The organism is Pseudonocardia sp. DSM 110487 (assembly GCF_019468565.1).
Taxonomy (GTDB): domain Bacteria; phylum Actinomycetota; class Actinomycetes; order Mycobacteriales; family Pseudonocardiaceae; genus Pseudonocardia.
Map to the genome: position 1 here is coordinate 4,200,596 of NZ_CP080521.1, position 25,184 is coordinate 4,225,779.

Consider the following 25,184-nt stretch of genomic DNA (forward strand, 5'->3'; position numbering starts at 1 on the left):
GACGCGACGGGCAAGGGGGCAGTGGGTGGAGACCGAGCTCGGTGCGCGCCTGCGTGCGGAACGGCTGCGTCAGGGGCTGTCCCTCCGCGCGCTCGCGCAGCGGGTGGGCGTGTCGGCGAGCATGTTGTCGCAGGTGGAGATCGGGCGCAGTCGCGCATCGGTGTCCACGCTCTACGCCGTCGTCGAGGAGCTCGGCCTGTCGATGGACGCGCTCTTCGCCCGGGAAGGTGCCGGGGCCGAGTGGCCGGACTCGGTCCGGGGCGAGCCGGTGGTGCGCAGCACCGAACGGTCCCGCATCGTGCTCGACACCGGGGTGGTGTGGGAGCGCCTCGCGCACCTCGACCCCGGCGAGCTGGAGTTCCTGGAGGCGACCTACCCGGCGGGGAGCACGTCAGGGGCGTCCGGGCGGTTCAGCCAGCACACGGGCCTCGACTGCTGCTACGTGCTGTCGGGGCAGCTCACGCTCCACCTCGGGTTCGAGGCCTACGAGCTCGGAGTCGGCGACTCCGCGGCCTTCGACGCCACCCGGCCCCACAAGCTCGAGAACACCGGCACCGAGGACTGCCGTGCGCTGTGGTTCATCGTTCACCGGTCCGGACGCACCTGGCCGGGGAACCACTCCCGCTCCGATCCCGCATCGGGGAACGCCGAGACGAGGTGATCGCGGGATCGCACGGCCCGCCGCAGCAGGTCGTCCAGGTCGACGTCGAGCAGCTTGCCCGCGCGCTTGCGGCACCGCCCCGCCACGTACACGGTGTCGACGAGGCCGGGGTGTGCCGCGTAGACCACGGCGCCGAGCGGGTTGTTGAGCGGTGACGTCGCCACCGACGGCGCCAGTACGATCACGTCGGCCTGCTTGCCGGGCGTCAGCGACCCCGTGCGGTCGTCCAGCCCGCACGCCCGTGCCCCGTCGATGGTGGCGAACTCGACGACGTCGCGGCAGGTGAGGTCGAGCCGCTCGGGTGCGGTGCCCTCCTGGACGTGGCGGTCGTTGTCCAGGGCCCGCTGCACGCCGATCGCCGTGCGCATGGTGGCGAACATGTCCCCGCCGTTGAGGCTGCAGACGTCGATCGAGAGGCTGGGGCGCACGCCGGCCCGCAGTAGCCGACCGGTGGCCGGCCAGCCGTGGCCCATCGCCATCTCGACGTCGGGGGCCACCGAGGCGCTTCCGCCCGAGTCGGCGATCATTCGGAGCTCGTCGTCGTCGAGCGTGCAGCAGTGGACGTATGTCGTGCGGTCGCGGAGCAGGCCCTCGCTGCGCAGCCGCCGAATCGGGCCACTGCGGCCCCACTCGCCGTCGCCGACGTGCACGGTGATCGGCAGGTCGAGCTCGGCGGCGAGCTTGTAGTCGTGGGCGTTGACCTCGGCAGTGGTGAACTGCGGGCCGCGCAGGGCGATGGCCATCGTGACCAGGCCGTCGTCCGAGGCGAACTGCTCGGAACGGATCCGGCGGACGTCGCCGGTGTGCGGGACGTCGGAGGGCACGGCGCCCCATTCGTGGGCGCCGCCGCCGTGGGCGAACACCGCCCGCAGCCCCGCGTCCCGCAACGCCTGGACGGCGGCGTCGCCGTGCTGCGGGGTGTAGAGGTTGTGCGACCAGTCGAGCAGCGTCGTGATCCCGGAGTCCAGGGCCTCCACCGCGCCGAGCAGGTTGGCGACGTAGGTGTCCTCGGGACGGAAGTGCCTGCTCAGCCCGCTGTGGATGCCCACCAGGTACTGGCCGAGCGTCCAGTTCGCGGCGTAGCCGCGCACGACCGACTGCCAGGTGTGCCGGTGCGTGTCGACGAAGCCCGGCATCACGATGTGCCCCGGCACGTCGACCACGTCGGTGCCGGCCGGCGGCTCGACCCGCGCGCCGACCGCGGCGATCCGGTCGCCCTCGATGAGGACGTCGCCGCGGGGGAGGACGTCGGTGGCGGGGTCAGCCGTGATGACGACGCCGCCCCGCAGCAGCGTGCGGGCGGGGGGAGCGGTGGGGGACATCGAACAACTCCGTTCGTGTCGAGCCGGCCGGGCTCCCCGAGTGTGCAGCAACACTCGCCTCATGTGAAGTGACACTTGACGGCCTCGCTACGGTCTCCACATGCGACGGGGAAGGGGCCGACCGTGCTGATCGGGTTCGCGGGGATCGGCCGGATGGGCCGTCCGATGGCACGCAACCTGGTGGCGGCGGGCTACCGCGTCCTCGGCCACGACCCCGCGCTCGATCGGATGCCGGACGGGGTCATGCCGGTGGCCGACGCCGCGGCGCTGGCCGAGGCGCCGATCAGCATCAGCATGCTCCCCGACGCCGTGACCACCCGGGATCTCGTGCTGGGCGCGCTGTCGGGCGCCGGAGCGGACCACGTCCACGTCGTCATGGGTACGGTCGGCCCGCAGGTGGTGCGCGAGCTCGCGGCAGGCGGCCCGGTGGCGATCGTCGACGCCCCGGTGTCGGGCAGCGTGCAGCTCGCCGAGACCGCGGCGATCAGCACCATGGTCGGCGGGCACCCCGATCACGTCGAGCGGGTGCGCCCGGTGCTCGCCGCGATGACGTCGGCCCAGTTCCTCACCGGCCCGGTGGGTTCGGGGTCCGTCGCCAAGCTCGCGGTGAACGCGGTGCTGGGCGTGCTCAGCCATGGCGTCGCCGAGGGCATCCTGATCGCCGAGTGCGGCGGGCTGGATCCCGCCGTCTTCTACGAGGTGCTGCGCGGCAGCGCGGCGGGCGCCCCGTACGTCGGGTACAAGGAGCAGGCGTTCCTCGACCCCGACGCTGCGGGCGTCGCGGCACCGGTGTCGCTGATCCGCAAGGACATGGGACTCGCGCTCGACCTGGCGCGCGGGCACGGGCTCGGTCTGCCCGCGTCGGAGGTGGCGTTCGCGGTGCTCGACGATGCCGTGGCGGCCGGGCTGGGGGAGCAGGACATGGCGCGGGTGCTCACCGCGTTGCGCAGGCGAACCGACGAAGGAGACGAACCGATGACCGAGAACGGGGTCGAGGCGACCATCCGGTCCCTCGAAGACGCCCGCTACGACGCCGTGGTGCGCGGCGACATCGCGGCGTTCGTCGAGCTCGCCCATCCCGACCTGACCTACACCCACTCCAACGGCAGCGTGGACACGCTCGACTCCTACCGGGAGAAGCTCGAGTCGGGCTACTACGACTACCACCGGATCGACCACCCGATCGACCGGATCGTCGTGGAGGGGGACACGGCGCTGGTCATCGGCGAGATGCACGCGGACATCACCGCCGGTGGCACGCGCAAGGCGCTCGCCAACCGCGCGCTGGCGGTGTGGGTGCGGGTGGACGGGACGTGGCGGTTGCTGGCCTACCAGCCGACGGTGCTGCCGGAGGGTTCCGGGGCGCGGTGATGCCTCCGGTCATCTCGCCGGCGCCGGCCCGGCGCCGGATTCCTCGCCGGAGTGCGGTAGCAGCGCGCTGACCGCCGCGATGGCCAGGCCGAGCCCGGCCGCGATGAGGAAGACCAGGTCGTAGCCGGCGGCGAGGGCGGCAGGGGAATCCGCGTCGGTCTCCGCCGCGGCTCTGGCGCCGGCGGCCGTCGCGAGCACCGCCAGGCCGATCGACCCGCCTACCTGACTGGCGGTGTTGGCCAGGCCGCCGATGATCCCCGCGTCGCCCTCGGGGGCATCGGCGGTCGCCGCCGCCATGAGAGTGGGGAAGGTCAGCCCGATGCCGACCGCGACGAGCAGCGTGGGCCCGAGCACGCTCGTGACGTAGCCACTGTCGGCGTGGGCCTGGGCGAGCCAGCCGAAACCGGCCAGGAAACAGCCGCAACCGGCCAGCATCAGCGGGCGCACACCGGTGCGCGGCAGCAGGGCGGCGGCCCATCGCGCGACCACCAGGAACGTCACCGCCGCAGGTGTCTGCCCCAGTCCGGCGTCGAGCGCGCTGAAGCCGAGGACGTTCTGCAGGAACAGCGACGTGAAATACCACATAGCGATGGCGATCCCGCCGAACAGCATCAACATGGCGTTGCCGACGGCCACCCCCCGGATCGTGAACAGCCGCAGGGGCATCATCGGGTGAGCGGCGAAACGCGCCTCCACCACGATGAACACGACGAGCAGGACCAGGCCCGCCACGACCGGCCCGACGACCGGTGCGGACGCCCAGCCGTGATCGGCGCTGTGCATGACTCCGTAGATCAGCGCGGCCAGCCCTACCGTCCCCGTGACCGCGCCGACGAGGTCGAGCGGTTCCCGTCGAACGGCTCGCCCGCCGGCCAGCGCGATCATGGCCACTACGATCAGTACCGCGCCGATCGGCACGTTGATCAGGAAGACCCACCGCCACGACAGGCCGGTTGTGAGGGCACCACCCACGACGGCGCCGGCCATCCCGCCCACACCGCCGGAGGCCGCCCACATGCCGAACGCCCGGGCCCGCGCCTTCTCCTCGGTGAAGTAGGTGTTGAGCACGACCAGCGTCGCCGGGGCCAGCATGGCGGCTCCCATGCCCTGCACGACACGGGCCGCCACCAGGACCTCCGGAGCGGAGCTCATGCCGGCGACCAGGCTCGAGGCCGAGAACGAGAACATCCCGGCGATCAGGATCCGGCGGTGGCCGAACAGGTCGGCGGCGCGGCCGCCCAGCAGCATGAAGCCGGCGAAGGTGAGCAGGTAGCCATTCACCACCCGGGCGAGGCCGGTGGGCGTGAAGCCCAGGTCCAGGCGGATCGAGGGCAACGCGACGTTCACGATGGACGCGTCCAGGATCACCATGAACTGGCAGGCACACGCCAGTGAGAGGATCAACCAGGCGGGTCCGGCGTGCCGCCCGGCCCTCTGAGCTGCGGTGCTGGTGCTGGTCATGACTTCCCCGTCTCCGACCGGCCGCTCACGCGGTCCGGGAGGTCGTTCCGGCCATGGCGTCGCGGGCGTTCCCGTTGCCCACGGCGATATCGGTGACGCCGCGGCCCGCCAGCAGCCGGGCCGTGATCTGGGCCAGTCGCCGACCTTGGTACCTGGCCGCCTCCAGCGCCGCGGTGTCCGGGCCGTCCCCGGTCGGGCCGGTCACCGCCGAGGTGCCGTAGGGGTTGCCGCCGGCGGCGGACACGGCCGGATCGGTGAATCCGGGCGGGACGATCAACGCCCCCCAGTGGTAGAAGACGTTGCCCAGCGACAAGATCGTCGCCTCGTTGCCGCCGTGCCGGTTGAACGCCGAAGTGAAGGCCGTCACCGGCTTGTCGGCCAGTCGGCCTTCGTGCCACAGTCCGCCTGCCTGGTCGATGAACTGCTTGAGCTGCGCGGCCGGCGCACCGAACCGCGTCGGCGTCCCGAACGCGAACGCGTCGGCCCACGCCAGGTCCTCGAGCGATGCCAGTGCGACCGATGCGGTGGCATCGGCGTGCTGCCGCCACCGCGGGTCCTGGTCGATCGCACTGTCGGGCGCCAGCTCGGCGACCCGCCGCAGCCGCACTCCGGCCCCGGCGGAGGCAGCGCCCTCGGCGACGGCCTGCGCGAGTGCGTGGACCGCGCCCGTCGCGCTGTAGTAGATGACGGCAACCTTCACAGTCATGCCCGGCTCCTCGACGCAGTAAGGTTAGTTATCTGCATAATAGTTATGCGCGTAACTAACCTGTCAAGGAGGCCCGTGGACTTCGAGCACGCCGACGCCATCAACCAGGCCATCCGCCTGCTGAGCCTGCGCCACCGGGCCAGGGCCGCGGCGCTGCTGGCCCCGCTCGGCCTGCACCCCGGCCAGGAGGCACTCCTGCTCGTGCTCGCCCGGACCGGCCCGATGATCCAGGCCCAGCTCAGTGAGGCGCTCGCGGTCGAGCCGCCCAGCGTCACGCTCATGACCCGCAAGCTCGAAGCATCCGGCCATGTCCGCCGCACACCGGTGCCCTCAGACAAGCGCGCCAGCATCGTGGAACTCACCGACAGCGGCGAGGTGCTCGTCGAGCAGGTCAAGCGGCTGTGGTGTGCTCTGGCGGAGGAAACCGTGGCCGGGCTGCCCGCCCGGACCGTGGCCGAACTACCCGGCGTCCTGACGACCCTGACCGTCAACGTGGACACCAGGCGCCCCGGCTACCCGCGCGGCCGCCGAAACGGGCCGGTCGCGGAATCGTGACCGGAGGGTCCGGTCGATCAGGTCACGACCTGCTCGTCGAGGAAGCCGGTGACGATCCGCACCACGTCGTCGGGGCGCTCGATGTGCAGGCAGTGGCTCGACCCGGGCCCGGTCACCAGCTCGTAGGTGGCCTTGGGGATGGCGTCGGCCACCGCCTTCGCCTGCCGCGGCGGGGTCAGCAGGTCCTGCTCGCCGACGACGACGAGCGTCGGCGCCTCGATCCCACCGAGGCGGTCGAGCGTGTCGAGCGCGAGGTCGGCGTCCCACTGCTCCACGGTGACCGCCATCTGGGCCTCGGTCTGGGGGAAGGCGGGCAGCATCGGTTCCAGCAGCTGCGGGAGGTCCGGCCGGTCCAGCAGCTCGGGGGAGAACGCGAGCCCGGCGACGGCCAGCGCCGCCTCCATGTCCCGCACCGCGTAGGGGAGTCGGAGCGCGGACAGCATCGAGCGCTGGAAGCCGTCGCACCGGCCCCATGTCGCGTACAGGACCGCCGAGGCGACCTGCCGCGGATGCGCCATGGCGAGCTCCTGCACCACGGCTGATCCGAGGGACCAGCCCATGGCATGTGCCCTCGGCACGTCGAGGGCCTCGAGCAGCGCGGATGCGTCCTCCGCCATGGAGGCCGCTGTGATCGGGCCCTCGCCGCGTTCGCTGCCCCCGAGTCCCCGGTTGTCGAAGGCGATGACCCGGTAGCGCTCGGCGAGGCGGGGCAGCAGCTCGCCCCACAGCAGGATGGAGCCGGAGGTGCCCATCACGAGCAGGAGGGGGTCGCCGTCCCCGCTCACCTCGTAGTTCAGCGCGACTCCGGTACGGACGGTCTGCACGGGCACGGGAACCTCCTGCTCAGCGGTAGACGAGCGAACCGTCGTCGAGGTCGGCCTTCGGAAGGATCTCCGCCTCCTGCTCGTGCTCGAGCATGTGCGTCCACGGCTCGCGGTCACCCTGCTTGAACAGGACGTGCTGGGAGCGCATGACGTACCCGGCGTTGAAGTTCTCCGGATCCGACCACGGCCGGATCTCCATGTCGGCGTCCTCCGGCCGCAGCGTCGGGACAACCACCGTGGCGCCCTTGTCCCCCATGTGTCGGAACAGGCGGTCGACCAGATCGATCACCAGGTCCACGCGCAACGTCCAGCTGTGCCGGAAGTAGCCGAACACGTAGGCCATGTTCGGCACATCGCTGATCATGACGCCGCGCCAGGTGAGCCGTCGGGTGAAGTCGACCGGTTCGCCGTCGACGGTGAAGGCCACGTCGCCGAAGGCCGACAGGTTGAATCCGGTGGCCGTCACCACGACGTCGGCCTCGATCTCCTCGCCCGAGCCGACACGGATGCCCTTCTCGGTGAACTCCTCGATGGTGTCGGTGACGATCGAGGCCTTGCCCTCGCGCAGCGCCGCGAACAGGTCGCCGTCCGGGACGATGGCGATGCGCTGCTGCCACGGGCGGTACCGCGGGGTGAAGTGCTTCTCGACGTCGAAGCCATCGGGAAGCAGCGGGCGCATCGAGTCGATGAGGAATGTGTGCAGCTCATCGGGCGCATCCTGCGACATCCGAGTGAGCCAGTGCTGTTGCGCGATGTACTGACGGCGCAGGATCTCGTGCGTCCACTCCTCCGGGATGTCCAGCTCGCGCAGCGTCACGGCGAGCTCGTGGGTGACCGGCGGCGCGAAGTAGTAGGACGGGGAGCGCTGCAGCATCGTCACGTGCTCCGCCTTCTCCGCCATCGCGGGGATCAGCGTCGCCGCGGTGGCGCCGGAGCCGATGACGACGATGCGCTTGCCCGTGTGGTCGAGGTCATCGGGCCAGCCCTGCGGGTGCACGATCAGGCCCTGGAACCGGTCCATGCCCTCCCATCGCGGCTGGTAGGGCCTGGCGTGGTTGTAGTAGCCCTGGCACATCCACAGGAAGTCGGTGGTGAACCGCAGCCGTTGTCCGGTGTCCTCCCGGGTGACCTCGACGGTCCATCGGCGGTCCTCCGTGGACCAGGCGGCCGCGGTGACCCGGTGCCGGTAGCGGATGTGCCGGTCCAAGTCGTCCTCGTCGATGACCTCGTCGAGGTAGGCGAGGATCTCCTCTCCCGCCGCGATCGACGGGCCACGCCACGGCTTGTGCCGGTAGCCGTAGGTGAACAGGTCGCTGTCCGAGCGCACCCCCGGGTACCGGTGCGTCCACCAGGTCCCGCCCCGGTTGTCCTGCGCGTCCAGGATGGCGAAGGTGCGCTCGGGGAAGCGCTCCCGCAGGTGGTGCGCGGCGCCGATCCCGGATACCCCGGCCCCGACGATGAGGACGTCGACGTGACCGGCGTCCTGGGTTTCCGCGATGTCCCGCTCGGGGGCTGTGCCTGGTGCAGTCGTCATGTTTCGACCTTCGACGGGGTGGAGATCGTGACGCAGGTCACCGTATACAGATCTTCCGGAACGCATGATGTCCCAAATTCGGACAGACTCGGACCTTGACCGGGGGCGCACGATGTGAGGTGGGCACGGGGAGGTGCGAACGCATGGGAGACCTCGCGGATCGCAGGCTCCTGCTCACCTCCGCCCGCGCCGCGTTCCTGGAGCGCGCGGACACGGATCTGCGCGGCGTGCCCGGCCACGTGGCCGCGTCATGGCGGCGCAGCGTCTCCAGCGGGGTCCACCCGAGTGTCGTGATCACCGAGTACCACAGCGACCTCGACTTCGGCTCCCGCCTCGTCCGTTGCGCACTGCCGGTGATCGAGCAGCTCGGCGAGCAGATCGCGGACATCCCGACGTGCGTGGCGCTGACCGACGACCGGGCCCGGCTGCTCGTCAGGAGAGACAGCAGCCGGTGGTCCGGCCGCGTCGCCGACCGCCTGTACTTCGCGCAGGGCTTCGGCTACGCCGAGGGGTCGGTCGGCACCAACGGCGTCGGGACGGTCCTGGAGTTCGGCGATTCGGTGCACATCGTCGGAGCCGAGCACTTCGTCGAGAGCCTGCAGCCCTACGCCTGTGCGGGCGCGCCGATCCGCGACCCGTTCACCGGCCGGATCGAGGGCGTGCTGGACATCAGCTGCCTGAGCGAGGACTCCTCGCCGATCCTGCACTCGCTGGTCCGCTCGGCGGCCGCGCGCATCCAGCGCAACCTGCTGGCGGACCGCAACCAGCAGCAGCAGGCGCTGTTCGACACCTACACCCGCGTCGACGCCCGCAGCAGGCAGGCCGTCCTTGCCGTCGGGCCGCGGACGGTGATGGCGAACTCGCCGATGCAGACCCTGCTCGACCCGGGCGACATGCTGGCACTGCAGGACCACCTGCGGTTCCTCATGATCCGCCACGCGACCGTGGACGAGCGGGTCGACCTGCCGTCCGGGGCGCGGGTGCGGCTGCGCGGGTCCACGGTGACCGTCGGTGCCGCCGACGCCGGGATGGTCGCGGTGGTGTCGGTGCTGAACGAGGTCGACGGCGGCGCGGGGGCGCCCGCGCGGGCCGTACGAGCGGCGGAGAGCGGATCGCCGGCATGGCGGGTCGCCTCGGCGGCCGTCGGGCGGGCACTGCGCGCCGGCTCGGCGGTCCTCGTCATCGGAGAGCCCGGCAGCGGGCGGTTCACGCTGCTGTCGGAGCGCTACCGGCACATCCACGAGACGGGCCGCGTCGTCGGCATCGAGGCGGAGCAGGTCGAGGCCGCTCCCATGGACGTCGCCGCCGCGATCCTGCGGCCGGAGCCGTCACCGGCGCTGCCCGTGCTGCGGGACGTCGACCGCCTGTCGGGAGCCGCGATGGACGCGCTGCTCGCCGCGCTCGGCGACGACGTGCCGTCCATCGCGGCCACCGCGGCCGAGCCCACGCACGACGCGCTGCTCACGTTGTTCGGCACATCGGCGACGGTGCCACCGCTGCGGAACCGCTCGGGCGACCTGCCGGCGCTGGTCGACGCCCTGCTAGCAGGGCTGGCCGCGCACCGCGACGTGCGGCTCTCCCGGGAGGCGCTGCGGCTGCTGAGCCGCTACGACTGGCCCGGCAACGTGCGCCAGCTCAGGGATGCGCTCGCGTCGGCGCTGCGCCGCCGTCCCGTGGGCCGCATCGAGGCGGCGGACCTGCCGGCGTTCTGCCAGAGCGCGCCGCGCAGCTCGCTGCGTCCGGTCGACCAGGCCGAGCGCGACGCGATCGTCAACGCGCTGCGCGACGCCGGCGGCAACCGGGTGGCCGCGGCGGCCGCGCTCGGCCTGGCGCGCTCGACGCTCTACCGGAAGATCCGGCAGTACCGGATCACCGTCTGAGCGGAGCCTCGCGCTGTGCGGCGCGAGCGCCCACCCGATCGCCGAACGCGCGACGCCTCGGTGTGAGTATGGTTTTGCCCACACCACTGTAAGCGGCTCGCCAGGGGGACATCATGCGAGTGGTCGGTCTTGCGGCAGGTTCTGCGATGGTGGCGGCAGCGCTGCTCATCGGACCAGGTACCGCGAACGCGGCGACCGGCGCCAGTGCGCCCGTCGCGTCATCCCTGCCCTCGGAGGGTGGCACCGGCGGCGACGCCTGTGCAGGCCTCCCGGTCGGCATGCAGGAGCTGCTCTGCCCGAGCCAGGGCGGTGCGGACGAACAGGCGTCCGATACCTCGGGGGGCTCCGCGACCGGCGGCACCGGAAGCGGCACCGCGCCCACCGGCGGCACGACCGGCACCGCCCCGGCAGCCGGTACCTCGGCTTCGACCCCCACGACCCCGCCCGGCGTCGTCAGCAACTTCCTGATCTGGCTCGCCGGCGTGTTCAAGGCCGCGGGTCTGTAGTAGTACCCGGTCAGCGTCGGCCGAGGAGGCTGTCGGCGACGTTGTGCAGGTGCCGGTGCATGGCGACCTGGGCGCCGTCAGGGTCGCGGTCGCGCAGCGCATCGACGATGGCGGTGTGCTCGGTGTGGTAGCAACGGCGCCGCTCGGGGGTGGAGGTGCGGCGCTTCAGGCTTCCCCACACGGGCAGGTGCCGGGCGGTGTTCATGACGTCGAACATGTTCATGAGCAGGCCGTTGTGGGCGGCCTCCGCGATGGCGCGGTGCAGCCTCGCGTCCCATGCCTCGAAGGCCTCGAACCCGTCGGCCTCGCCGCCGCGGTCGAGGCAGCGCCCGATCCGGTCGAGGTCGGCCTGGGTGGCGACGCGCGCGGCGAGCGCTGCGACGGGAGGCTCGAGGACGAGCCGGACCTGCATGATCTCGGCCGGACTTGTGTCGGGCGGTGCGCCCCGCCGCGGCGCTGGAGCCTCGGCGAGGAAGGTGCCGCGCCCGACGTGGCGGACGATCACGCCCTCGTGCTCGAGTGCCTCCAGGGCACGCCGGATCGCGCTGCGCGGGGCGGAGAGGCGCTCGACCAGGTCGCGCTCCGTCGGCAGCTTGGATCCCGGCCCGAACGTGCCGTCCTCCGCGCCCTGGGCCAACAGGGAGCGCAGCGAGTGTTCCACCGCGGTCACCGCGGCAGTCTAACCAGATAGACCAATATGAACCAATAGTCGCCGGCCATCGACAGGCGCGACGCTCCAGCGTACGGTCTGCGGCGCCTCAATTGGTGTCGATTGGTTCAGATTGGTTGTCCATGAAGCTGGTGACCTTCTCGTCGGGGACCGGCCCGTGCGTCGGCGTGGTGGACGCCGGCGCGCGCCTGGTCCGTGACGCGACCGCGCTGCTTCCGCACGGGGCAGGGGTGCTCGACGTCATCGAGATGTGGGCAGAGCTCGGGCCCGTACTGGCCGAGCGCGCGGGGGAGCTCCCGGCGCAGGCCTTGGACGGGGTCACCCTGCTCGCGCCGGTCCCGGTGCCGCGGCGCAACATCTTCTGCGTCGGCAAGAACTACCGCGACCACGCCGTCGAGTTCGGGCGAAGTGGCTACGACACCCCGGACCGGTCCGAGGCCATCCCGGAGTACCCGGTGGTGTTCACCAAGGCCACCACCGCCGTCATCGGCCCGTTCGCCGACATCGACCCGCACCACGGCGTCACCTCCGAGCTGGACTACGAGGCCGAGCTCGCCGTGATCATCGGGCGCGGCGGTCGCGGCATCGCGAAGGACCGGGCCTTCGAGCACGTGTGGGGCTACACGGCCGTCAACGACTTCACAGCGCGCGACCTGCAGCGCATCCACAAGCAGTGGCTGATCGGCAAATCGCTCGACACGCACTGCCCGATGGGCCCCTACGCGGTCTCGGCCGACGAGGTGCCGGACGTGACCGCGTTGCAGGTCGAGAGCTTCGTCAACGGCGAGCGCCGGCAGTCGGCGCCCGTCAAGGACCTGATCTTCGACATCCCCGAGCTGATCGCCACGATCTCCGCCGGGATCACCCTGCTGCCCGGCGACATTATCGCCACCGGCACCCCGGCAGGCGTCGGCATCGGATTCGACCCGCCGAGGTTCGTGGGCAGCGGCGACGTCGTCGAAGTCGCGATCACCGGGCTCGGCGCCCAGCGCAACCGCATCGCGTGAGGAAGGACGCCATACGTGCAGGTCAACGGTAAAGAACTCGCCGTCGAGGTCGAGGGCAACGGTCCCACGGTGCTGATGGTGCACGGGTTGGGTGGGACGTCGAACGTCTACCAGGTGCAGGCCGAGGCACTGGCCGAGCGGTTCAGGGTGATCCGGGTCGACAGCGCGGGTGCCGGGCGCTCCGGTCTCACCGACGACGTCGGCATCGCGTCGCACGCCGACGACCTCGTCGCTGTCCTCGACGCACTCGAGGTCGACGCCGCGGCGGCCGTCGGCCACTCCATGGGCACGCTCGTGGTCCGCGACCTCGCCGCCCGCCACCCCGGCCGGGTGTCCGCGTTGGCGCTGCTCGGCGCGGTGCGGGCGCCCGCCGACGCGGTACGGCAGGCCCAGCGCGACCGCGCCGCCACCGTGCGGGCACAGGGTACGGCCGCCGTGGCCCCGGCGATCGTCGCGAACGCGCTCTCGGCCGCCACGCGCCGCGACAAGCCGGAGGTGGCCGCGTTCGTCCGCGAGCTGATCATGCGCCAGGACGCCGAGGGCTACGCCCGCAACTGCGAGGCGCTGGCCGCAGCAACCGATCCCGGGCCCGTCGCGGCAGGGCTGCCGCTGTTGCTCGTCACCGGCGCCGACGACGCGGTCGGCCCGCCGCAGGCCGGCCGCGAGATCGCCGACGCCCACGGCACGGCCACCGTCGAGGTTCTGCCCGGTGTCGGCCACTGGACCACTCTCGAGGCCGCCGGCCCCGTCACCGACCTGCTGCTCAAGTTCCTCTGACCGGACTCTGCCTACCCACCCCGCCGGCTCCGCAAGCTCCGCCGGCTTACCGTCCCCTACAGAGGAGGGCAACGATGCCTGTACCGACCAGCAAGATCCTCTTCCGCAACGTCAGCATCCTCGACTCCACCGGAGCCGACCCCTACCCGGGCGACGTCCTCGTCGAGGGCGATCGCGTCGCCGCGGTCGGCACCGTCGACCCGGGCACCACCGATGGTGCACGCGTCATCGAGGGGCGTGGCCGCACCCTGATGTCCGGGTTGTGCGACGCCCACACCCACTTCTCCTGGAACAACTCGGCCGACCTCGACGGGCTGGGCACCATGCCCGTCGAGGAGCACCTGCTGTTCTGCATCGAGTCGGCCCGCACCTACATCGACTCCGGCTACACCATGTGCCTCGGCGCCGCCTCGGCCAAGGACCGCCTCGACGTGGTGTGCCGGGACGCGATCAACGCAGGCCGCATCCCCGGCCCCCGCTACCTGGCCAACGGCCCGGAGATCGCCGTGACCGGCGGCGCGCTGATCAAGTCGATCACCAAGTTCGCCGACGGGCCGGAGGGCATGCGTAAAGCCGTGCGCGAGCTCGTCGACCTCGGGGTCGACCAGATCAAGCTCTCGATGACCGGCGAGGAGATCACCGGCACAAAGCGTGCCGAGGACACCTACTTCTCCGACGAGGAGGTCGCCGCCGCCGTCGCCGAGGCGCACCGACGCGGCAAGCGCGTCTGCGCCCACGCCCGCTCAGCGGAGAGCGTGAAGATGTGCTTGCGGCACAAGGTCGACATCATCTACCACGCCAGCTTCACCGACGCCGAGGGCATGGACATGCTCGAGGCCAACAAGGACTGGGTCTTCGTCGCGCCCGGCATCAACTGGCTCGTCGCGACGCTCTACGAGGCCGAGTCGTTCGGGTTCCCGCAGGAGGCCGCCGAGGCCGTCGGGTACAAGCGCGAGCTGGAGATCGCCACCAAGGGCCTGCGTGAGATGCACCGGCGCGGGATCAAGGTCCTGCCCGGCGGCGACTACGGCTTCGCCTGGACGCCGCACGGCACCTACGCCCGCGACCTGCAGCACTTCGTCGAGCTGCTGGGCTTCACCCCGATGGAGGCGATCATCTCCGCTACCGCGTTGGGCGGCGAGATCATGCTGCGGCCCGACGAGCTGGGCAAGGTGCAGCCCGGCTACCTGGCGGACCTGCTACTCGTCGACGGCGACCCGCTCGCCGACATCACGGTCCTGCAGGAGCACGACCGGCTCCACTGCATCATGAAGGACGGCCAGTTCCACAAGGAACCCGCCTGAGGCTGTCGTCGGATCACTCGTCGATCGGGTCCTCCCGGTCGTCGCCACCGGATCAGTCCAGGCAGAACTCGTTGCCCTCCGGGTCGGCCATCACGATGTGACCGCCCGCGAGCGGGGGAGCGGGCTCGTGGCGCTCGATCCGGGTGGCGCCTCGGGAGACGAGCCGCTCGGCCTCGGCCTCGAGCGCCGCCATCCGCGCATCGCCCTCGAGCCCGGGCGCGGCGCGCACGTCGAGGTGCACGCGGTTCTTGACCTGCTTGCCCTCCGGCACCCGCTGGAAGAACAGCCGCGGCCCTGAGCCGTCGGGGTCGATCACCGCCGAGGCGTCGTTGCGCTTCTCCGGCGGCACGCCGAACGCCTCCAGGGCCTGATCCCACGAGTCGAATCCCTGGGGCGGCGCCTGCACCTGGTAGCCGAGGACGTCGGCCCAGAACGTCGCCAACCCGGCCGGGTCGGCACAGTCGAAGGTGATCTGGACGTCGCGGGCCATGTCAGCTCGCCTCCCGTCGGGTGTGCAGGTAGAGGTCGCGGAGCAGGCAGACCTCGGCCAGGTGGTGGATCAGCTCGCGGTTGATGTGCAGCACCAGCGTTGCGAGGGGAAGCTCCGCATACGGACCCTCCGCCTCCCCGCACGGACGCGTGAGGCCGGCTTCGCCGAGCGACTCGACCCCGGCCAGCCACGTGGCGTACTCGTCGTCGAGCTGGGCCAGCGCCGCGGCCGCGGTCGGGGCGTACTCGAACGACTGGTAGTCGGTGGCCGCACGGCCGAAGTGCGACGCGTTGCGCATCGCGAGCACGCCGACGATCACGTGCCCGAGCCGCCACGCGATGGTCGTGAACGGTGCCGGGACGGGCTGCGGAATCGCGTAGTCGATGGCCACCGTGCCGGATCCGACCTGCATCGGTGCGGTGCCGGTGCCAGGCGGGCGCACGCTCCAGCTGCCGGGCGCCGGTTCCCAGAAGTACTCGTCGTCGGTGAGCCCGTCGAGGCGGTCGCGTAGCTGGTGGGTCCAGTGCCAGTCGATCTGATCGCGTAGCAGGGAGTTCCAGGTCTGGTCGGTCACGGCCACAGCCTCCCGCGAATACCGGACAGATTCGTTCCGTGATTCGTGGAACGATGAACGCGTGTCCGTGGAGGCGACCACCGAGCGGGTGCTGCGGTTGCTGGCGCTGCTGCAGCGGCGGCCGTCGTGGACCGCCGCCGAGCTCGCGGCGGAGCTGGGGGTCACCGACCGCTCGGTGCGTCGCGACGTGGAGCGGCTGCGCGCGCTCGGCTATCCCGTGCACGCGACGGCGGGAGTCGGCGGCGGTTACCAGCTCGGCGCGGGCAGCCGGCTGCCGCCGCTGCTCCTCGACGAGGAGGCGATCGCGACGGCGGTCTCCCTGCGGATGGCGTCGGGCGGCACGGTTGCCGGTGCGGGTGAGGCGGCTCTGCGGGCGCTCGCGAAGCTCGACCAGGTGATGCCGCCGCGGCTGCGCGCCGAGGTGCGGGCGGTGCACGGCGCCACCGAGACCCTCGTCGGCCCTGGCGTCGAGATCGACGCGGAGCTGCTGGTGACGCTCGCGCGGGCGTGCCGGGACGCCGTGCGCGTCCGGTTCCGGTACGCCGCCCGCGACGGTGCGGAACGCGAGCGGACGGTGGAGCCGGTGCGGATGGTCGCCACCGCCCGCCGCTGGTACCTGATGGCATGGGACGTCGACCGCGACGGCTGGCGCACCTTCCGGCTGGACCGGATGCGCGAGGTGGTCGCGACGACGTGGCGCTTCCGGCCGAGGGAGCACCCGGACCCCGTCGCCTACGTGCAGCGTTCGGTCACCGAGGCGCCGTACCGCTACCTCGCCCGAGTGCGGCTGCGCGCCAGAGCCGGTGAGGTGCGGGAACTCGTGCCGCCCCAGGTGGCACGGGTCGAGGATGATCGCGACGGGTGGTGCGTGCTCGTCGTCGGCGGGGTGGACCTGGACTGGCTCGCCGTGCACATCGCGCGGCTGGGCTTCGAGGCCGAGGTGCTGGAACCTCCGGAGCTGCGCGAGGCCGCCGCCCAGCTCGCCCGCCGCGTCGCGGCGCTGTCCTTGCCGGGGCAGACGGCCTAGCTACGTCCCGGAGCGCAGGGCCGCACCGGCAGGTACCGCGGGCGCGGTATCCGGGATCGCCTCCTGAGCGGGACGCGCCGGTATGCCCGATTCCGGATCGTGAGGACTCCGATCCGAACAAGGGAGATGCACCATGGCCGTCCCCGCTTCTGCCCGGAACCGGTCCGCGCCGCAGCTCGGCGCCGCCGTCCTCGCGCCCATCGGCTTTCTCGGGGCGTTCCTCGCGGTGGGCCCGGTGTCCGGCGCGTTCGCGGACAGGCCGTTGCCGATGCCCGACGCGCCGGTCTCGGAGGTGGCCGCGTACTACGCGGCGAACCCCCTCTCGATCATGCTCACCGCGGGTCTGCAGGTCCTCTCGGTGGCCTGTCTGGCGGTGTTCGTCGGCTTCCTCGCGCCGGCCCTGCGCGCGGTCGGCGCCGCGTGGCTGCCGCGCGTCGGCTACCTGTCCGTCGCCGCCATGGTGGTGTCGTCCGCGCTGTCGGTGACGCTCGTGATGCTCGTGACGTCGGTGACCGACGCCGCGGTCGTGGCGCTGCGCCAGGCGAACTTCTACGCGGGCGGCGTGGTCGCCGTCGTGACGCTCGGCGTGTTCGTCCTCGGCTCGGCGATGCTCCTCGGCCGCGAGCGCCTGTTCGGTGCGCCCACCCGCTGGTTCGGCCTCGTGGCAGGCGGGATCGCGGTGCTGTCCGTCCTGTCGCTGGTCATCTACCCCGCCAGCATCGCCCTCCCGGCCGGGCGGGTGCTGTCGATGGTGTGGACGATCGTCGCGGGCGTCGGCGTTTACCGGCGACTGACCTAGCCAGTAGGACACCTGTACTCTTTGACCGTGACCGCAGCTCCGGGGCGTCGCAGGGACGCGCTGCGTCCGTTCGCCCGCACCCGCCTCTACGAGCAGCTCGTCGAGCGATTGCTGGACCACATCCACGCCGAAGGTCTGAAGGTCGGCGACCGGCTGCCGCCCGAACGTGAGCTCGCCACCCAACTGGCCGTCAGCCGGGCGACAGTGAGCCAGGCGCTCGTCGCGCTCGAGGTCCAGGGCGTGATCGACGTCCGGCACGGCGACGGCGCGGTGATCCAGGACATCCCGGCCGACCGCCAGGTGCTCGCCGCGCTGTATGCGCGGCGGCACCGCCTCCGCGAGGTGATCGAGGCCCGCGAGGCGCTCGAGGTGAAGCTCGCCGGGCTCGCCGCGACGCGGCGCACCGAGGACGACCTCGCCGCCATCGACGCCGCGCTCGACGCGATGAACCGCGACATCGAGGGCGGCGGCCGGGGGGTGTCCGGCGACGAGCAGTTCCACGCCGCCGTCACCGCCGCGGCGCACTCGGGCCTGCTCGCCCGGCTCATGGCCGAGATCTCCGAGCTGATCCGGGAGAGCCGGATCGAGTCGCTGGCCCAGCCGGGACGTCCGCGCGAGTCCCTCGAAGCGCACCGCAAGGTCGCCGACGCCATCCGCGAGGGCGACGCGGCCGGCGCGGGCGCGGCGATGGCCGCCCACATCGAGGCGGTTTCCGACGTCGCGCTGCTGCGCGACTAGTGATCTGACGTTCCTCACGTCTCTTCCCTGGGTGACGCACGTCCCTTGACAAGTGTCCCAGAGACCGATTGGCTAGGCCACTCAGCCACGCGTGATCTCAGTCAACGATGACGCGCCTCGTGTGGGCCACCCGGCCCCGGAGACCCAAGGAACGATCATGGCCCCAGAGTGGTTGTCCATCATCGCGCTCGTCGCGCTGTTCGTCGTCGGCACTGTGCTGCCGATCAACATGGGAGCGCTCGGCTTCGTCGCCGCGTGGCTCGTGGGGATGTACGCCCTCGGGCTCTCCGAGCGGGAGATCATCGACGGCATCAGCGGCGACCTGGTGCTGACGCTGGTGGGCGTCACCTACCTGTTCGCCATCGCCCGCAACAACGGCACCGTCGACCTGATCGTCCGCGGCGCCGTACGCCTCGTCGGTGGCCGGGTGGGGCTCGTCCCGTGGGTGATGTTCGCCGTCACGGCCGTCCTCACCGCGATCGGCGCCGCGAGCCCCGCGGCCTGCGCGATCGTCGGGCCGATCGCGCTCGGGTTCGCCGGCCGGCACAAGATCAGCCCGCTGATGATGGGGATGTTCGTCGTGCACGGCGCCCAGGCGGGCGGGTTCTCGCCGATCAGCATCTACGGCGTGATCACCAACTCGGTGATGCGGGAGAACGGCCTTCCCGTGAGCGAGGAGGCCATCTTCCTGGCGAGCCTGGTCTTCAACCTGGCCATCGCGGTGGTGCTGTTCCTCGCACTCGGCGGGCGCGAGCTCATGGGCAGGCGCCTCGGAACCGACGAGCTGGACGTCGAGCCGCCCCCGCCCGTGTCGGGCGGCGGGGTTGCCACGGCGCCGCCCGTGGTCAAGAACAGCCGGAAGATGCTCACCGACCAGGTCATCACCCTCGTCGCCTTCGTCGCGGTGGCCCTCGTGGCGCTCGTGTTCGAGCGGAACATCGGGTTCACCGCCATCACCGCGGCCGTGATCCTGACCGCGCTCTTCCCGAAGGAGCAGAAGGGCGCCATCAAGCAGATCGCCTGGTCGACCGTGCTGCTCGTCGCCGGCGTCAGCACGTTCGCGACGATCCTCAGCACGGCGGGCGCCCCGGAGGCGGTCGGCAACTGGGCCGCCGGACTCGGCACGGTCCTCATCGGCGCGCTGGTGCTGTGCTACGTCGGCGGCGTGACCTCGGCGTTCGCCTCCTCGACGGCGCTGCTGCCGATCATCATCCCGATCGCGATCCCGCTGATCGCCTCCGGTGACGTGAGCGCCGTCGCGGTGGTCGCCGCCCTCGCGGTGTCCTCGACGATCGTCGACGTCAGCCCGTTCTCGACCAACGGCGCGCTGATGGTCGCCAACCGGCCGGACAGCATCCCCGAGGACCGGTTCTACAAGCAGATCCTGGGCTACAGCGTGATCGTCACCGTCGCGGGGCCGCTGCTCGCGTGGGCCGCCCTCGTCGTCACCGGCGTGATCTGAAAGAGGTGAGCTCGATGTCCGATGCTGGTCCGTTGTCCGGCACGCTGGTGGTCGACCTGTCCCGGGCGCTGGCCGGGCCGCACGCCACGATGATGCTCGGCGACCTCGGCGCACGGGTGATCAAGGTCGAGGCGCCGGGCGCGGGTGACGACACCCGCGGCTGGGGCCCGCCGTTCGTCGGCGACCCGGACGCGGAGGAGTCGACGTACTTCCTCTCGGCCAACCGCAACAAGGAATCCATCACCCTGAACCTCAAGGCGCCCGGCGACCGGGCGACGCTGCTCGAGCTGGTCGAGCGCGCGGACGTCCTGGTCGAGAACTTCCGCACCGGGGTGCTGGACCGGCTCGGGCTCGGGTTCGACGTGCTGCACGACGTGAACCCCGGGCTGGTCATCCTCTCGATCACCGGCTTCGGGCACGACGGTCCCGAGGGCGGCCGGGCCGGGTACGACCAGATCGCGCAGGGCGAGGCGGGCCTGATGTCGCTGACCGGGTCTGGCCCGGACGATCCGCAGAAGGTCGGCACCCCCATCGCCGACCTGCTGGCCGGCATGTACGGCGCCTACGGAGCCCTTGCCGCGCTGATCGAACGCGCCCGCACCGGTGCGGGCACCGTGGTGCGCACCTCGCTGCTCGCTGCCACCGTCGGCGTGCACGGGTTCCAGGCCACCCGGTGGACCATGGCCGGCGAGGTCGGGCGGGGGCAGGGCAACCACCACGCGTCCATCGCGCCGTACGGGCTGTTCCGCTGTGCCAACGGCGCGGTGCAGATCGCCGTCGGGAGTGAAGGGCTCTGGCAGCGGTTCTGTGCGGCCTTCGACATCGACGCCGAGATGTCCGGCTTCGCCACCAACCCGGAGCGGGTCGCCCACCGCGAGAAGCTCGTCGACGTCATCGAGGACGCCTTCGGGCGGTGGACGGCCGCCGACCTGCTCGCCCGGCTCGCCGAGGCAGGCGTCCCCGCGGGCAAGGTACGGACCCTCGACGAGGTGTACGCGTGGGAGCAGACCCACAGCCAGGGGCTGCTCATCGACGTCGACCACGCGACACTGGGTCCCGTGCAGCTCGCGGGCCCGCCGCTGCGGTTCTTCGACCGGGACGGCCGGGAAGTCACGAGGACGGCGCACACGGCGCCGCCCACGCTCGACGGTGACGGGGCCTCGGTCCGTGCCTGGCTCGCGGGAACGGAGCGGCGATGATCCGCACTCACCTGCGCGCCAGCGAGCTGATCGAGCTGGTCCTCGGCGACACCTTCGTCAGCTGGGACACACCCGTGGACCTCACCGGGTTCGAACCCGAGTACGCGGCGCAGCTCGTGGCGGCACGGGAACGGGCCGGCACCGACGAGGCCGTCGTGACGGGCGCGGGCACGATCGACGGCACCGGCGTCGCCGTGATCGCAGGCGAGTTCGCCTTCATGGGCGGGTCGATCGGGCGCGCCACCGCACGCCGGATCGTCGCGGCGGTCCGCAGGGCAACCCGGGATCGCCTTCCCCTGCTCGTCGCCACCGCATCCGGCGGCACCCGGATGCAGGAGGGCACTCCCGCGTTCGTCGAGATGATCTCGATCTCGAAGGCCATCGTGGCGCACAAGGCCGCGGGCTTGCCCTACCTCGTCTACCTGCGCAATCCGACGACCGGCGGCGTCTTCGCGTCGTGGGGGTCGCTCGGGCACGTCACGGTCGCGGAGCCGGGTGCGCTCATCGGCTTCCTCGGCCCGCGCATCGTCGAGGCGCTCACCGGCAAACCGTTCCCGAGCGGTGTCCAGGTGGCCGAGAACCTCGTCGCGAAGGGCGTCATCGACGGTGTCGTGGCGCCGGAGGAACTGGCGACGGTGGCCCGGCGAGTGCTGCGGCTCCTCACACCCCACAGCGCGGCACCCCGCGCGGCCGAACCCGCCCCGCCGCCGCGGCGTACCACGTCGACATGGGAGTCGGTGCTGCTGACCCGGCGCCCGGACCGCCCCGGCGTCCGCGACCTGCTGCGGATCGGCGCCGACGACGTCATCCCGCTCAGCGGCACCGGCGACGGCCAGCGCGACGCCGGGTTGCTGCTCGCGCTGACCGCGTTCGACGGCGTGCCGTGCGTCCTGGTGGGCCAGGACCGCCGCCATCAGACCCCCGAGCGGCCGCTCGGGCCGACCGCGCTCCGCGAGGCGCGCCGGGGCATGCGGCTCGCCGAGGAGCTACGCCTCCCGCTCGTCGCCGTGATCGACACACCGGGTGCAGCGCTCTCCCCGCGCGCCGAGGAGGGCGCGCTCGCCGGGGAGATCGCGCGCTGCCTCGCGGACATGTCCGGACTGTCGGTGCCGTCGGTGTCGGTGCTGCTCGGACAGGGCAGCGGGGGAGCCGCCCTTGCGCTGCTGCCGGCCGACCGCGTGATCGCCGCCGAGCACGCGTGGCTGTCGCCGCTGCCCCCCGAGGGTGCCAGCGCCATCCTCCACCACGACATCGCTCACGCACCGCAGATGGCCGAGCGGCAGAAGGTGAGCTCCTTCGACCTGCTCGACGAGGGCATCGTGCACGTCGTGGTGCCGGAACGCCCCGCAGCCCACGAGGACCCCGAGGCGTTCGCGCACGCCATGGTCGCGGCCTGCGTCGCCGCCATCCGGGACGCGACCCGAGATCGGCGTTCAGCCACGTAGCCTCGGGGAATGACCGTCAGCGCCGGACCGCTGCTGGAGTTCGACCACTCCTTCGCCCGCGAACTGCCCCGCCTGTCGGTGCCGTGGACGGCGGCACCGGTGCCGTCGCCCGCCCTACTGGTGCTCAACACGGAGCTGGCCGGTGAGCTGGGGCTCGACGCGGAGGCGTTGCGGACGCCTGCGGGTGTCGCGCTCTTCGTGGGTGCCGGGGTTCCGGAGGAAGCGCGGCCCGTGGCGCAGGTGTACGCGGGCCACCAGTTCGGCGCTTACCAGCCGCGGCTCGGCGACGGGCGGGCGCTGCTGCTCGGCGAGCTCGTCGACCGCGACGGGCGGCGGCGTGACCTGCACCTGAAGGGCTCGGGACGCACCCCGTTCGCGCGCGGCGGGGACGGCAAGGCCGCGGTCGGGCCGATGCTGCGGGAGTACGTGATGGGGGAGGCGATGCACGCGTTGGGCATCCCCACCAGCCGGGCGCTCGCGGTCGTCGCCACCGGCGACCGGGTCGTGCGGGAGACGCTCTTGCCCGGTGCGGTGCTCGCCCGGGTCGCGGCCAGCCACCTGCGGGTCGGCACGTTCCAGTACGCGGCGGGCGACCCGGAGATCGTCCGGCAGCTGGCGGACTATGCGATCGCGCGCCACCACCCGGACGTCGCCGAGGCGGCGAATCCCTATCTCGAGTTCTACCGGCAGGTCGTCGACGCGCAGGCCTCGCTGGTGGCGCGCTGGATGCTCGTCGGGTTCGTGCACGGCGTCATGAACACCGACAACACCACGATCTCCGGGGAGACCATCGACTACGGCCCCTGCGCGTTCATGGACGCCTTCGACCCCGGCACGGTCTTCAGCTCGATCGACCACGGCGGCCGCTATGCCTACGGCAACCAGCCCGGCATCGCCCAGTGGAACCTCGCCCGGCTGGGCGAGACGCTGCTGCCGCTGATCGACGAGGACCTGGACGCGGCGGTCGGCGCCGCCACCGAGGTCGTGAGCTCGTTCGTCGAGCGGTACGACGCGCACTGGGCGAGCGGCATGGCCGCGAAGCTCGGCCTCGAGACACCGGACGCGGCACTGTTCCGGGACCTGCTCGTCCTGCTGCACGACCAGCGCGTGGACTTCACGCGGTTCTTCCGGGCGCTGTCGGCGCAGCTGCGGGGTGGCGAGGCGCGGTCGCTGTTCGTCGAGCCGGACGCGTTCGACGCGTGGGCGGCGCGGTGGGAGGCCCTGCTGCCCCCGGACCGCGGGGCCGTCGCGGCGGCGATGGACCGGGTCAACCCCGTCTACATCCCGCGCAACCACATCGTGGAGGAGGCGCTGACCGCGGCAACCGAGGGGGACATGGCGCCGTTCCACCGCCTCCTCGAGGTCGTCGCGAGCCCGTTCGACGAGCGGGCCGGGCTGGACCGCTACGCCGAACCGGCGCCGGCGGGCAGCCGCGCCCACGTCACCTACTGCGGCACGTGAGTGGATCCGTGGCGTGTCATGTGCTGTCGCCACGGGGCGAGGGCGACATCGGTGGCGGCGCGGATCGCGGCCTTCAGCGTGGCGGGGTCGGCAGGCTGGTCGGCGCCCTCGACCAGGTGCCGGGCGATCTGGCGCCCCCGTCATGACGACTCGCGACGTGTTGATCTCCGGGGCCGGCGTGGCCGGATCGACGCTGGCCTACTGGCTGGCCCGCAACGGGTTCCGGCCCACCGTGGTGGAGCGGTCCCCCGGGCAGCGCTCCAGCGGGAACCCCGTCGACGTGCGCGGTCCGGCCATGCCGGTGGTCGAGGCGATGGGGGTCGTGCCGCGGCTACGCGACGTCGCCACGCGAACGACCATGATGCGACTGCTCGACGCCTCCGGCCGCTCGATCACCACGGTGGGCATGCCGGCGGCCCGCGGCAATGAGATCGAAGTGCCACGTGCTGATCTCGCAGGCGTCCTGTATGAGGCGGCGCGGGACGAGGCCGAGTTCCTCTTCGACGACGCGATCACCGCAGTGCGCCAGGACGAGCACGGTGTGGAGCTCACGTTCGAGCACGGCGCCCCGCGTCGCTTCGACCTGGTGATCGGCGCTGACGGGTTGCACTCCGCGGTGCGGCGCATGGCCTTCGGGCCGGAGGGCGACTTCCTGCGCTCCGCCGGCCTCCACGTCGCGACCATGCCGCTCGGCGAACCGGTCGAGCACCCGCACGAGGTGCTCATCCACAACGCCCCTGGGCGGCTGGTCTCGATCCACCCCGCCCGCGACAAGGCGCTGATCGCGTTCATCTTCCGCAGTAGCAACGGCGACGAGGAGATCGACTACCGGAACGTGGATCAGCACAAGCGGATCGTCACCGAGGCCTACGCGGACGCCGGATGGCGCGTTCCGCAGCTGCTCGACCGCCTCGCCGACGCCGACGACCTCTTCTTCGATGCCGTCAGCGTTGTCGATCTGCCCACGTGGTCCACCCGCCGCATCGCGCTGCTCGGCGACGCCGCCTCCTGCGTGTCCCTGCTCGGCGACGGTTCCAGCCTCGCCATCGCAGGCGCTCACGCCCTGGCCACCGCGCTCGCCGAACAACCCGCCGACCACGCCGCCGCCTTCGGCCGGTACGAGCGTGCCCACCGCTCCCGGGTCACGCCGAAACAGCGCGCGATCACGCGATCAGCGGCCCTGCTCGTGCCGAAGACCAGGCTCGGCCTCGCCGCCCGCAACCTCGCCGCCCGGCTGTGGCCCGGCGGTGCCTGAACGGATTGTCCGTACCGCCACCGGCTCATCCGGCCGCTCGCCCGGATGGCGAGACCGCCTTTGACAGCCGGGCGGCCGTCTGGTCTCGTCGGGACATGACCACGTCGCCGCTCGTCCGCAGGCGCCACGTGGATCATCTGCGCGTCGTCTCCTGCG

The 25,184-nt window shown here is 72.0% G+C and carries 24 protein-coding genes; 16 read left to right on the forward strand and 8 right to left on the reverse strand.

Going from position 1 to position 25,184, the window contains the following annotated elements:
• The first annotated feature begins 25 nt into the window (after nt 1–25).
• Nucleotides 26–661, forward strand: coding sequence for a cupin domain-containing protein (locus K1T35_RS19485; RefSeq protein WP_220261545.1), 636 nt, complete (start codon nt 26–28; stop codon nt 659–661).
• Here the strand turns inward: K1T35_RS19485 and K1T35_RS19490 are convergent.
• The gene (locus tag K1T35_RS19490) at nt 586–1,983 is read right to left on the reverse strand and encodes an amidohydrolase family protein (RefSeq protein ID WP_220261546.1); all 1,398 of its coding nucleotides are present in this window, start codon (nt 1,981–1,983) and stop codon (nt 586–588) included. The genes K1T35_RS19485 and K1T35_RS19490 overlap by 76 nt on opposite strands.
• Nucleotides 1,984–2,106: 123 nt before the next feature.
• Here K1T35_RS19490 and K1T35_RS19495 point away from each other — a divergent pair, with 123 nt between their 5' ends.
• The gene (locus tag K1T35_RS19495) at nt 2,107–3,354 is read left to right on the forward strand and encodes an NAD(P)-binding domain-containing protein (RefSeq protein WP_220261547.1); all 1,248 of its coding nucleotides are present in this window, start codon (nt 2,107–2,109) and stop codon (nt 3,352–3,354) included.
• A gap of 9 nt (nt 3,355–3,363) precedes the next feature.
• Here the strand turns inward: K1T35_RS19495 and K1T35_RS19500 are convergent, their stop codons facing one another.
• Both K1T35_RS19500 and wrbA read right to left on the reverse strand, forming a co-directional pair.
• Complete coding sequence (locus K1T35_RS19500) at nt 3,364–4,815, reverse strand: MFS transporter (RefSeq protein ID WP_220261548.1); 1,452 nt, start codon at nt 4,813–4,815, stop codon at nt 3,364–3,366.
• A 25-nt stretch (nt 4,816–4,840) separates the two neighbouring features.
• Nucleotides 4,841–5,521, reverse strand: coding sequence for an NAD(P)H:quinone oxidoreductase (wrbA, locus tag K1T35_RS19505; protein WP_220261549.1), 681 nt, complete (start codon nt 5,519–5,521; stop codon nt 4,841–4,843).
• 75 nt (nt 5,522–5,596) lie between these two features.
• On the opposite strand from wrbA, the gene K1T35_RS19510 reads away from it, so the two are divergent.
• A complete protein-coding gene (locus tag K1T35_RS19510) occupies nt 5,597–6,076 on the forward strand; it encodes a MarR family winged helix-turn-helix transcriptional regulator (protein WP_220261550.1) in 480 nt (159 codons plus the stop codon).
• A 17-nt stretch (nt 6,077–6,093) separates the two neighbouring features.
• On the opposite strand, the gene K1T35_RS19515 is transcribed toward K1T35_RS19510, so the two are convergent.
• Both K1T35_RS19515 and K1T35_RS19520 read right to left on the reverse strand, forming a co-directional pair.
• Nucleotides 6,094–6,906, reverse strand: a complete 813-nt coding sequence (locus K1T35_RS19515; protein ID WP_220261551.1) for an alpha/beta fold hydrolase — start codon at nt 6,904–6,906, stop codon at nt 6,094–6,096.
• Nucleotides 6,907–6,919: 13 nt separating this feature from the next.
• The gene (locus K1T35_RS19520) at nt 6,920–8,434 is read right to left on the reverse strand and encodes an NAD(P)/FAD-dependent oxidoreductase (RefSeq protein ID WP_220261552.1); all 1,515 of its coding nucleotides are present in this window, start codon (nt 8,432–8,434) and stop codon (nt 6,920–6,922) included.
• A 143-nt stretch (nt 8,435–8,577) separates the two neighbouring features.
• Between K1T35_RS19520 and K1T35_RS19525 the strand changes: the two genes are divergently transcribed.
• Nucleotides 8,578–10,314 carry a sigma-54-dependent Fis family transcriptional regulator gene (locus K1T35_RS19525; protein ID WP_220261553.1) on the forward strand — a complete coding sequence of 579 codons (1,737 nt, stop codon included), beginning with the start codon at nt 8,578–8,580 and terminating at the stop codon, nt 10,312–10,314.
• Nucleotides 10,315–10,460: 146 nt separating this feature from the next.
• Complete coding sequence (locus tag K1T35_RS19530; protein ID WP_220261554.1) at nt 10,461–10,820, forward strand: hypothetical protein; 360 nt, start codon at nt 10,461–10,463, stop codon at nt 10,818–10,820.
• Between the two features lie 10 nt (nt 10,821–10,830).
• Here the strand turns inward: K1T35_RS19530 and K1T35_RS19535 are convergent, their stop codons facing one another.
• On the reverse strand, nt 10,831–11,490 hold the full coding sequence (locus K1T35_RS19535; protein WP_220261555.1) for a FadR/GntR family transcriptional regulator: 660 nt from the start codon (nt 11,488–11,490) through the stop codon (nt 10,831–10,833).
• A gap of 122 nt (nt 11,491–11,612) precedes the next feature.
• Here K1T35_RS19535 and K1T35_RS19540 point away from each other — a divergent pair, with 122 nt between their 5' ends.
• The 3 genes from K1T35_RS19540 (at nt 11,613) to K1T35_RS19550 (ending at nt 14,578) form a co-directional block, all read left to right on the forward strand.
• Nucleotides 11,613–12,497, forward strand: a complete 885-nt coding sequence (locus tag K1T35_RS19540; RefSeq protein WP_220261556.1) for a fumarylacetoacetate hydrolase family protein — start codon at nt 11,613–11,615, stop codon at nt 12,495–12,497.
• Between the two features lie 15 nt (nt 12,498–12,512).
• Nucleotides 12,513–13,274: an alpha/beta fold hydrolase gene (locus tag K1T35_RS19545; RefSeq protein ID WP_220261557.1), complete on the forward strand. Its 762-nt coding sequence runs from the start codon at nt 12,513–12,515 to the stop codon at nt 13,272–13,274.
• Between the two features lie 74 nt (nt 13,275–13,348).
• Complete coding sequence (locus K1T35_RS19550; RefSeq protein WP_255622290.1) at nt 13,349–14,578, forward strand: amidohydrolase family protein; 1,230 nt, start codon at nt 13,349–13,351, stop codon at nt 14,576–14,578.
• 52 nt (nt 14,579–14,630) lie between these two features.
• Here the strand turns inward: K1T35_RS19550 and K1T35_RS19555 are convergent, their stop codons facing one another.
• Both K1T35_RS19555 and K1T35_RS19560 read right to left on the reverse strand, forming a co-directional pair.
• Nucleotides 14,631–15,068, reverse strand: coding sequence for a VOC family protein (locus K1T35_RS19555; protein ID WP_220261558.1), 438 nt, complete (start codon nt 15,066–15,068; stop codon nt 14,631–14,633).
• A 1-nt stretch (nt 15,069) separates the two neighbouring features.
• Complete coding sequence (locus tag K1T35_RS19560) at nt 15,070–15,642, reverse strand: DinB family protein (protein WP_220261559.1); 573 nt, start codon at nt 15,640–15,642, stop codon at nt 15,070–15,072.
• A 61-nt stretch (nt 15,643–15,703) separates the two neighbouring features.
• Between K1T35_RS19560 and K1T35_RS19565 the strand changes: the two genes are divergently transcribed.
• From K1T35_RS19565 to K1T35_RS19600, 8 genes are all read left to right on the forward strand, one after another.
• Nucleotides 15,704–16,669, forward strand: coding sequence for a YafY family protein (locus K1T35_RS19565; RefSeq protein ID WP_220261560.1), 966 nt, complete (start codon nt 15,704–15,706; stop codon nt 16,667–16,669).
• Between the two features lie 133 nt (nt 16,670–16,802).
• The gene (locus K1T35_RS19570) at nt 16,803–17,468 is read left to right on the forward strand and encodes a hypothetical protein (RefSeq protein ID WP_220261561.1); all 666 of its coding nucleotides are present in this window, start codon (nt 16,803–16,805) and stop codon (nt 17,466–17,468) included.
• Nucleotides 17,469–17,495: 27 nt separating this feature from the next.
• A complete protein-coding gene (locus K1T35_RS19575) occupies nt 17,496–18,206 on the forward strand; it encodes a FadR/GntR family transcriptional regulator (protein ID WP_220261562.1) in 711 nt (236 codons plus the stop codon).
• Nucleotides 18,207–18,363: 157 nt separating this feature from the next.
• Nucleotides 18,364–19,668 (forward strand): SLC13 family permease, encoded by a 1,305-nt coding sequence (locus K1T35_RS19580; protein WP_220261563.1) that lies wholly within the window; start codon nt 18,364–18,366, stop codon nt 19,666–19,668.
• Nucleotides 19,669–19,682: 14 nt separating this feature from the next.
• Nucleotides 19,683–20,867 carry a CaiB/BaiF CoA-transferase family protein gene (locus K1T35_RS19585; protein ID WP_220261564.1) on the forward strand — a complete coding sequence of 395 codons (1,185 nt, stop codon included), beginning with the start codon at nt 19,683–19,685 and terminating at the stop codon, nt 20,865–20,867.
• Entirely contained in the window at nt 20,864–22,312 is a 1,449-nt protein-coding gene (locus K1T35_RS19590) for a carboxyl transferase domain-containing protein (protein ID WP_220261565.1), read from the forward strand. Before K1T35_RS19585 ends, K1T35_RS19590 begins: the two co-directional genes overlap by 4 nt.
• A gap of 9 nt (nt 22,313–22,321) precedes the next feature.
• The gene (locus K1T35_RS19595; protein WP_220261566.1) at nt 22,322–23,773 is read left to right on the forward strand and encodes a YdiU family protein; all 1,452 of its coding nucleotides are present in this window, start codon (nt 22,322–22,324) and stop codon (nt 23,771–23,773) included.
• 142 nt (nt 23,774–23,915) lie between these two features.
• Entirely contained in the window at nt 23,916–25,028 is a 1,113-nt protein-coding gene (locus tag K1T35_RS19600; RefSeq protein WP_220261567.1) for an FAD-dependent oxidoreductase, read from the forward strand.
• Nucleotides 25,029–25,184 lie beyond the last annotated feature (156 nt).

Coding starts and splice junctions, on each gene's coding strand:
- K1T35_RS19555 (WP_220261558.1), bottom strand. CDS start 15,068: ATGGCCCGCGACGTCCAGATCACCTTCGACTGTGCCGACCCGGCCGGG.
- wrbA (WP_220261549.1), bottom strand. CDS start 5,521: ATGACTGTGAAGGTTGCCGTCATCTACTACAGCGCGACGGGCGCGGTC.
- K1T35_RS19590 (WP_220261565.1), top strand. CDS start 20,864: ATGATCCGCACTCACCTGCGCGCCAGCGAGCTGATCGAGCTGGTCCTC.
- K1T35_RS19600 (WP_220261567.1), top strand. CDS start 23,916: ATGACGACTCGCGACGTGTTGATCTCCGGGGCCGGCGTGGCCGGATCG.
- K1T35_RS19530 (WP_220261554.1), top strand. CDS start 10,461: ATGGTGGCGGCAGCGCTGCTCATCGGACCAGGTACCGCGAACGCGGCG.
- K1T35_RS19540 (WP_220261556.1), top strand. CDS start 11,613: ATGAAGCTGGTGACCTTCTCGTCGGGGACCGGCCCGTGCGTCGGCGTG.
- K1T35_RS19585 (WP_220261564.1), top strand. CDS start 19,683: ATGTCCGATGCTGGTCCGTTGTCCGGCACGCTGGTGGTCGACCTGTCC.
- K1T35_RS19525 (WP_220261553.1), top strand. CDS start 8,578: ATGGGAGACCTCGCGGATCGCAGGCTCCTGCTCACCTCCGCCCGCGCC.
- K1T35_RS19490 (WP_220261546.1), bottom strand. CDS start 1,983: ATGTCCCCCACCGCTCCCCCCGCCCGCACGCTGCTGCGGGGCGGCGTC.
- K1T35_RS19570 (WP_220261561.1), top strand. CDS start 16,803: ATGGCCGTCCCCGCTTCTGCCCGGAACCGGTCCGCGCCGCAGCTCGGC.
- K1T35_RS19520 (WP_220261552.1), bottom strand. CDS start 8,434: ATGACGACTGCACCAGGCACAGCCCCCGAGCGGGACATCGCGGAAACC.
- K1T35_RS19595 (WP_220261566.1), top strand. CDS start 22,322: ATGACCGTCAGCGCCGGACCGCTGCTGGAGTTCGACCACTCCTTCGCC.
- K1T35_RS19500 (WP_220261548.1), bottom strand. CDS start 4,815: ATGACCAGCACCAGCACCGCAGCTCAGAGGGCCGGGCGGCACGCCGGA.
- K1T35_RS19580 (WP_220261563.1), top strand. CDS start 18,364: ATGGCCCCAGAGTGGTTGTCCATCATCGCGCTCGTCGCGCTGTTCGTC.
- K1T35_RS19550 (WP_255622290.1), top strand. CDS start 13,349: ATGCCTGTACCGACCAGCAAGATCCTCTTCCGCAACGTCAGCATCCTC.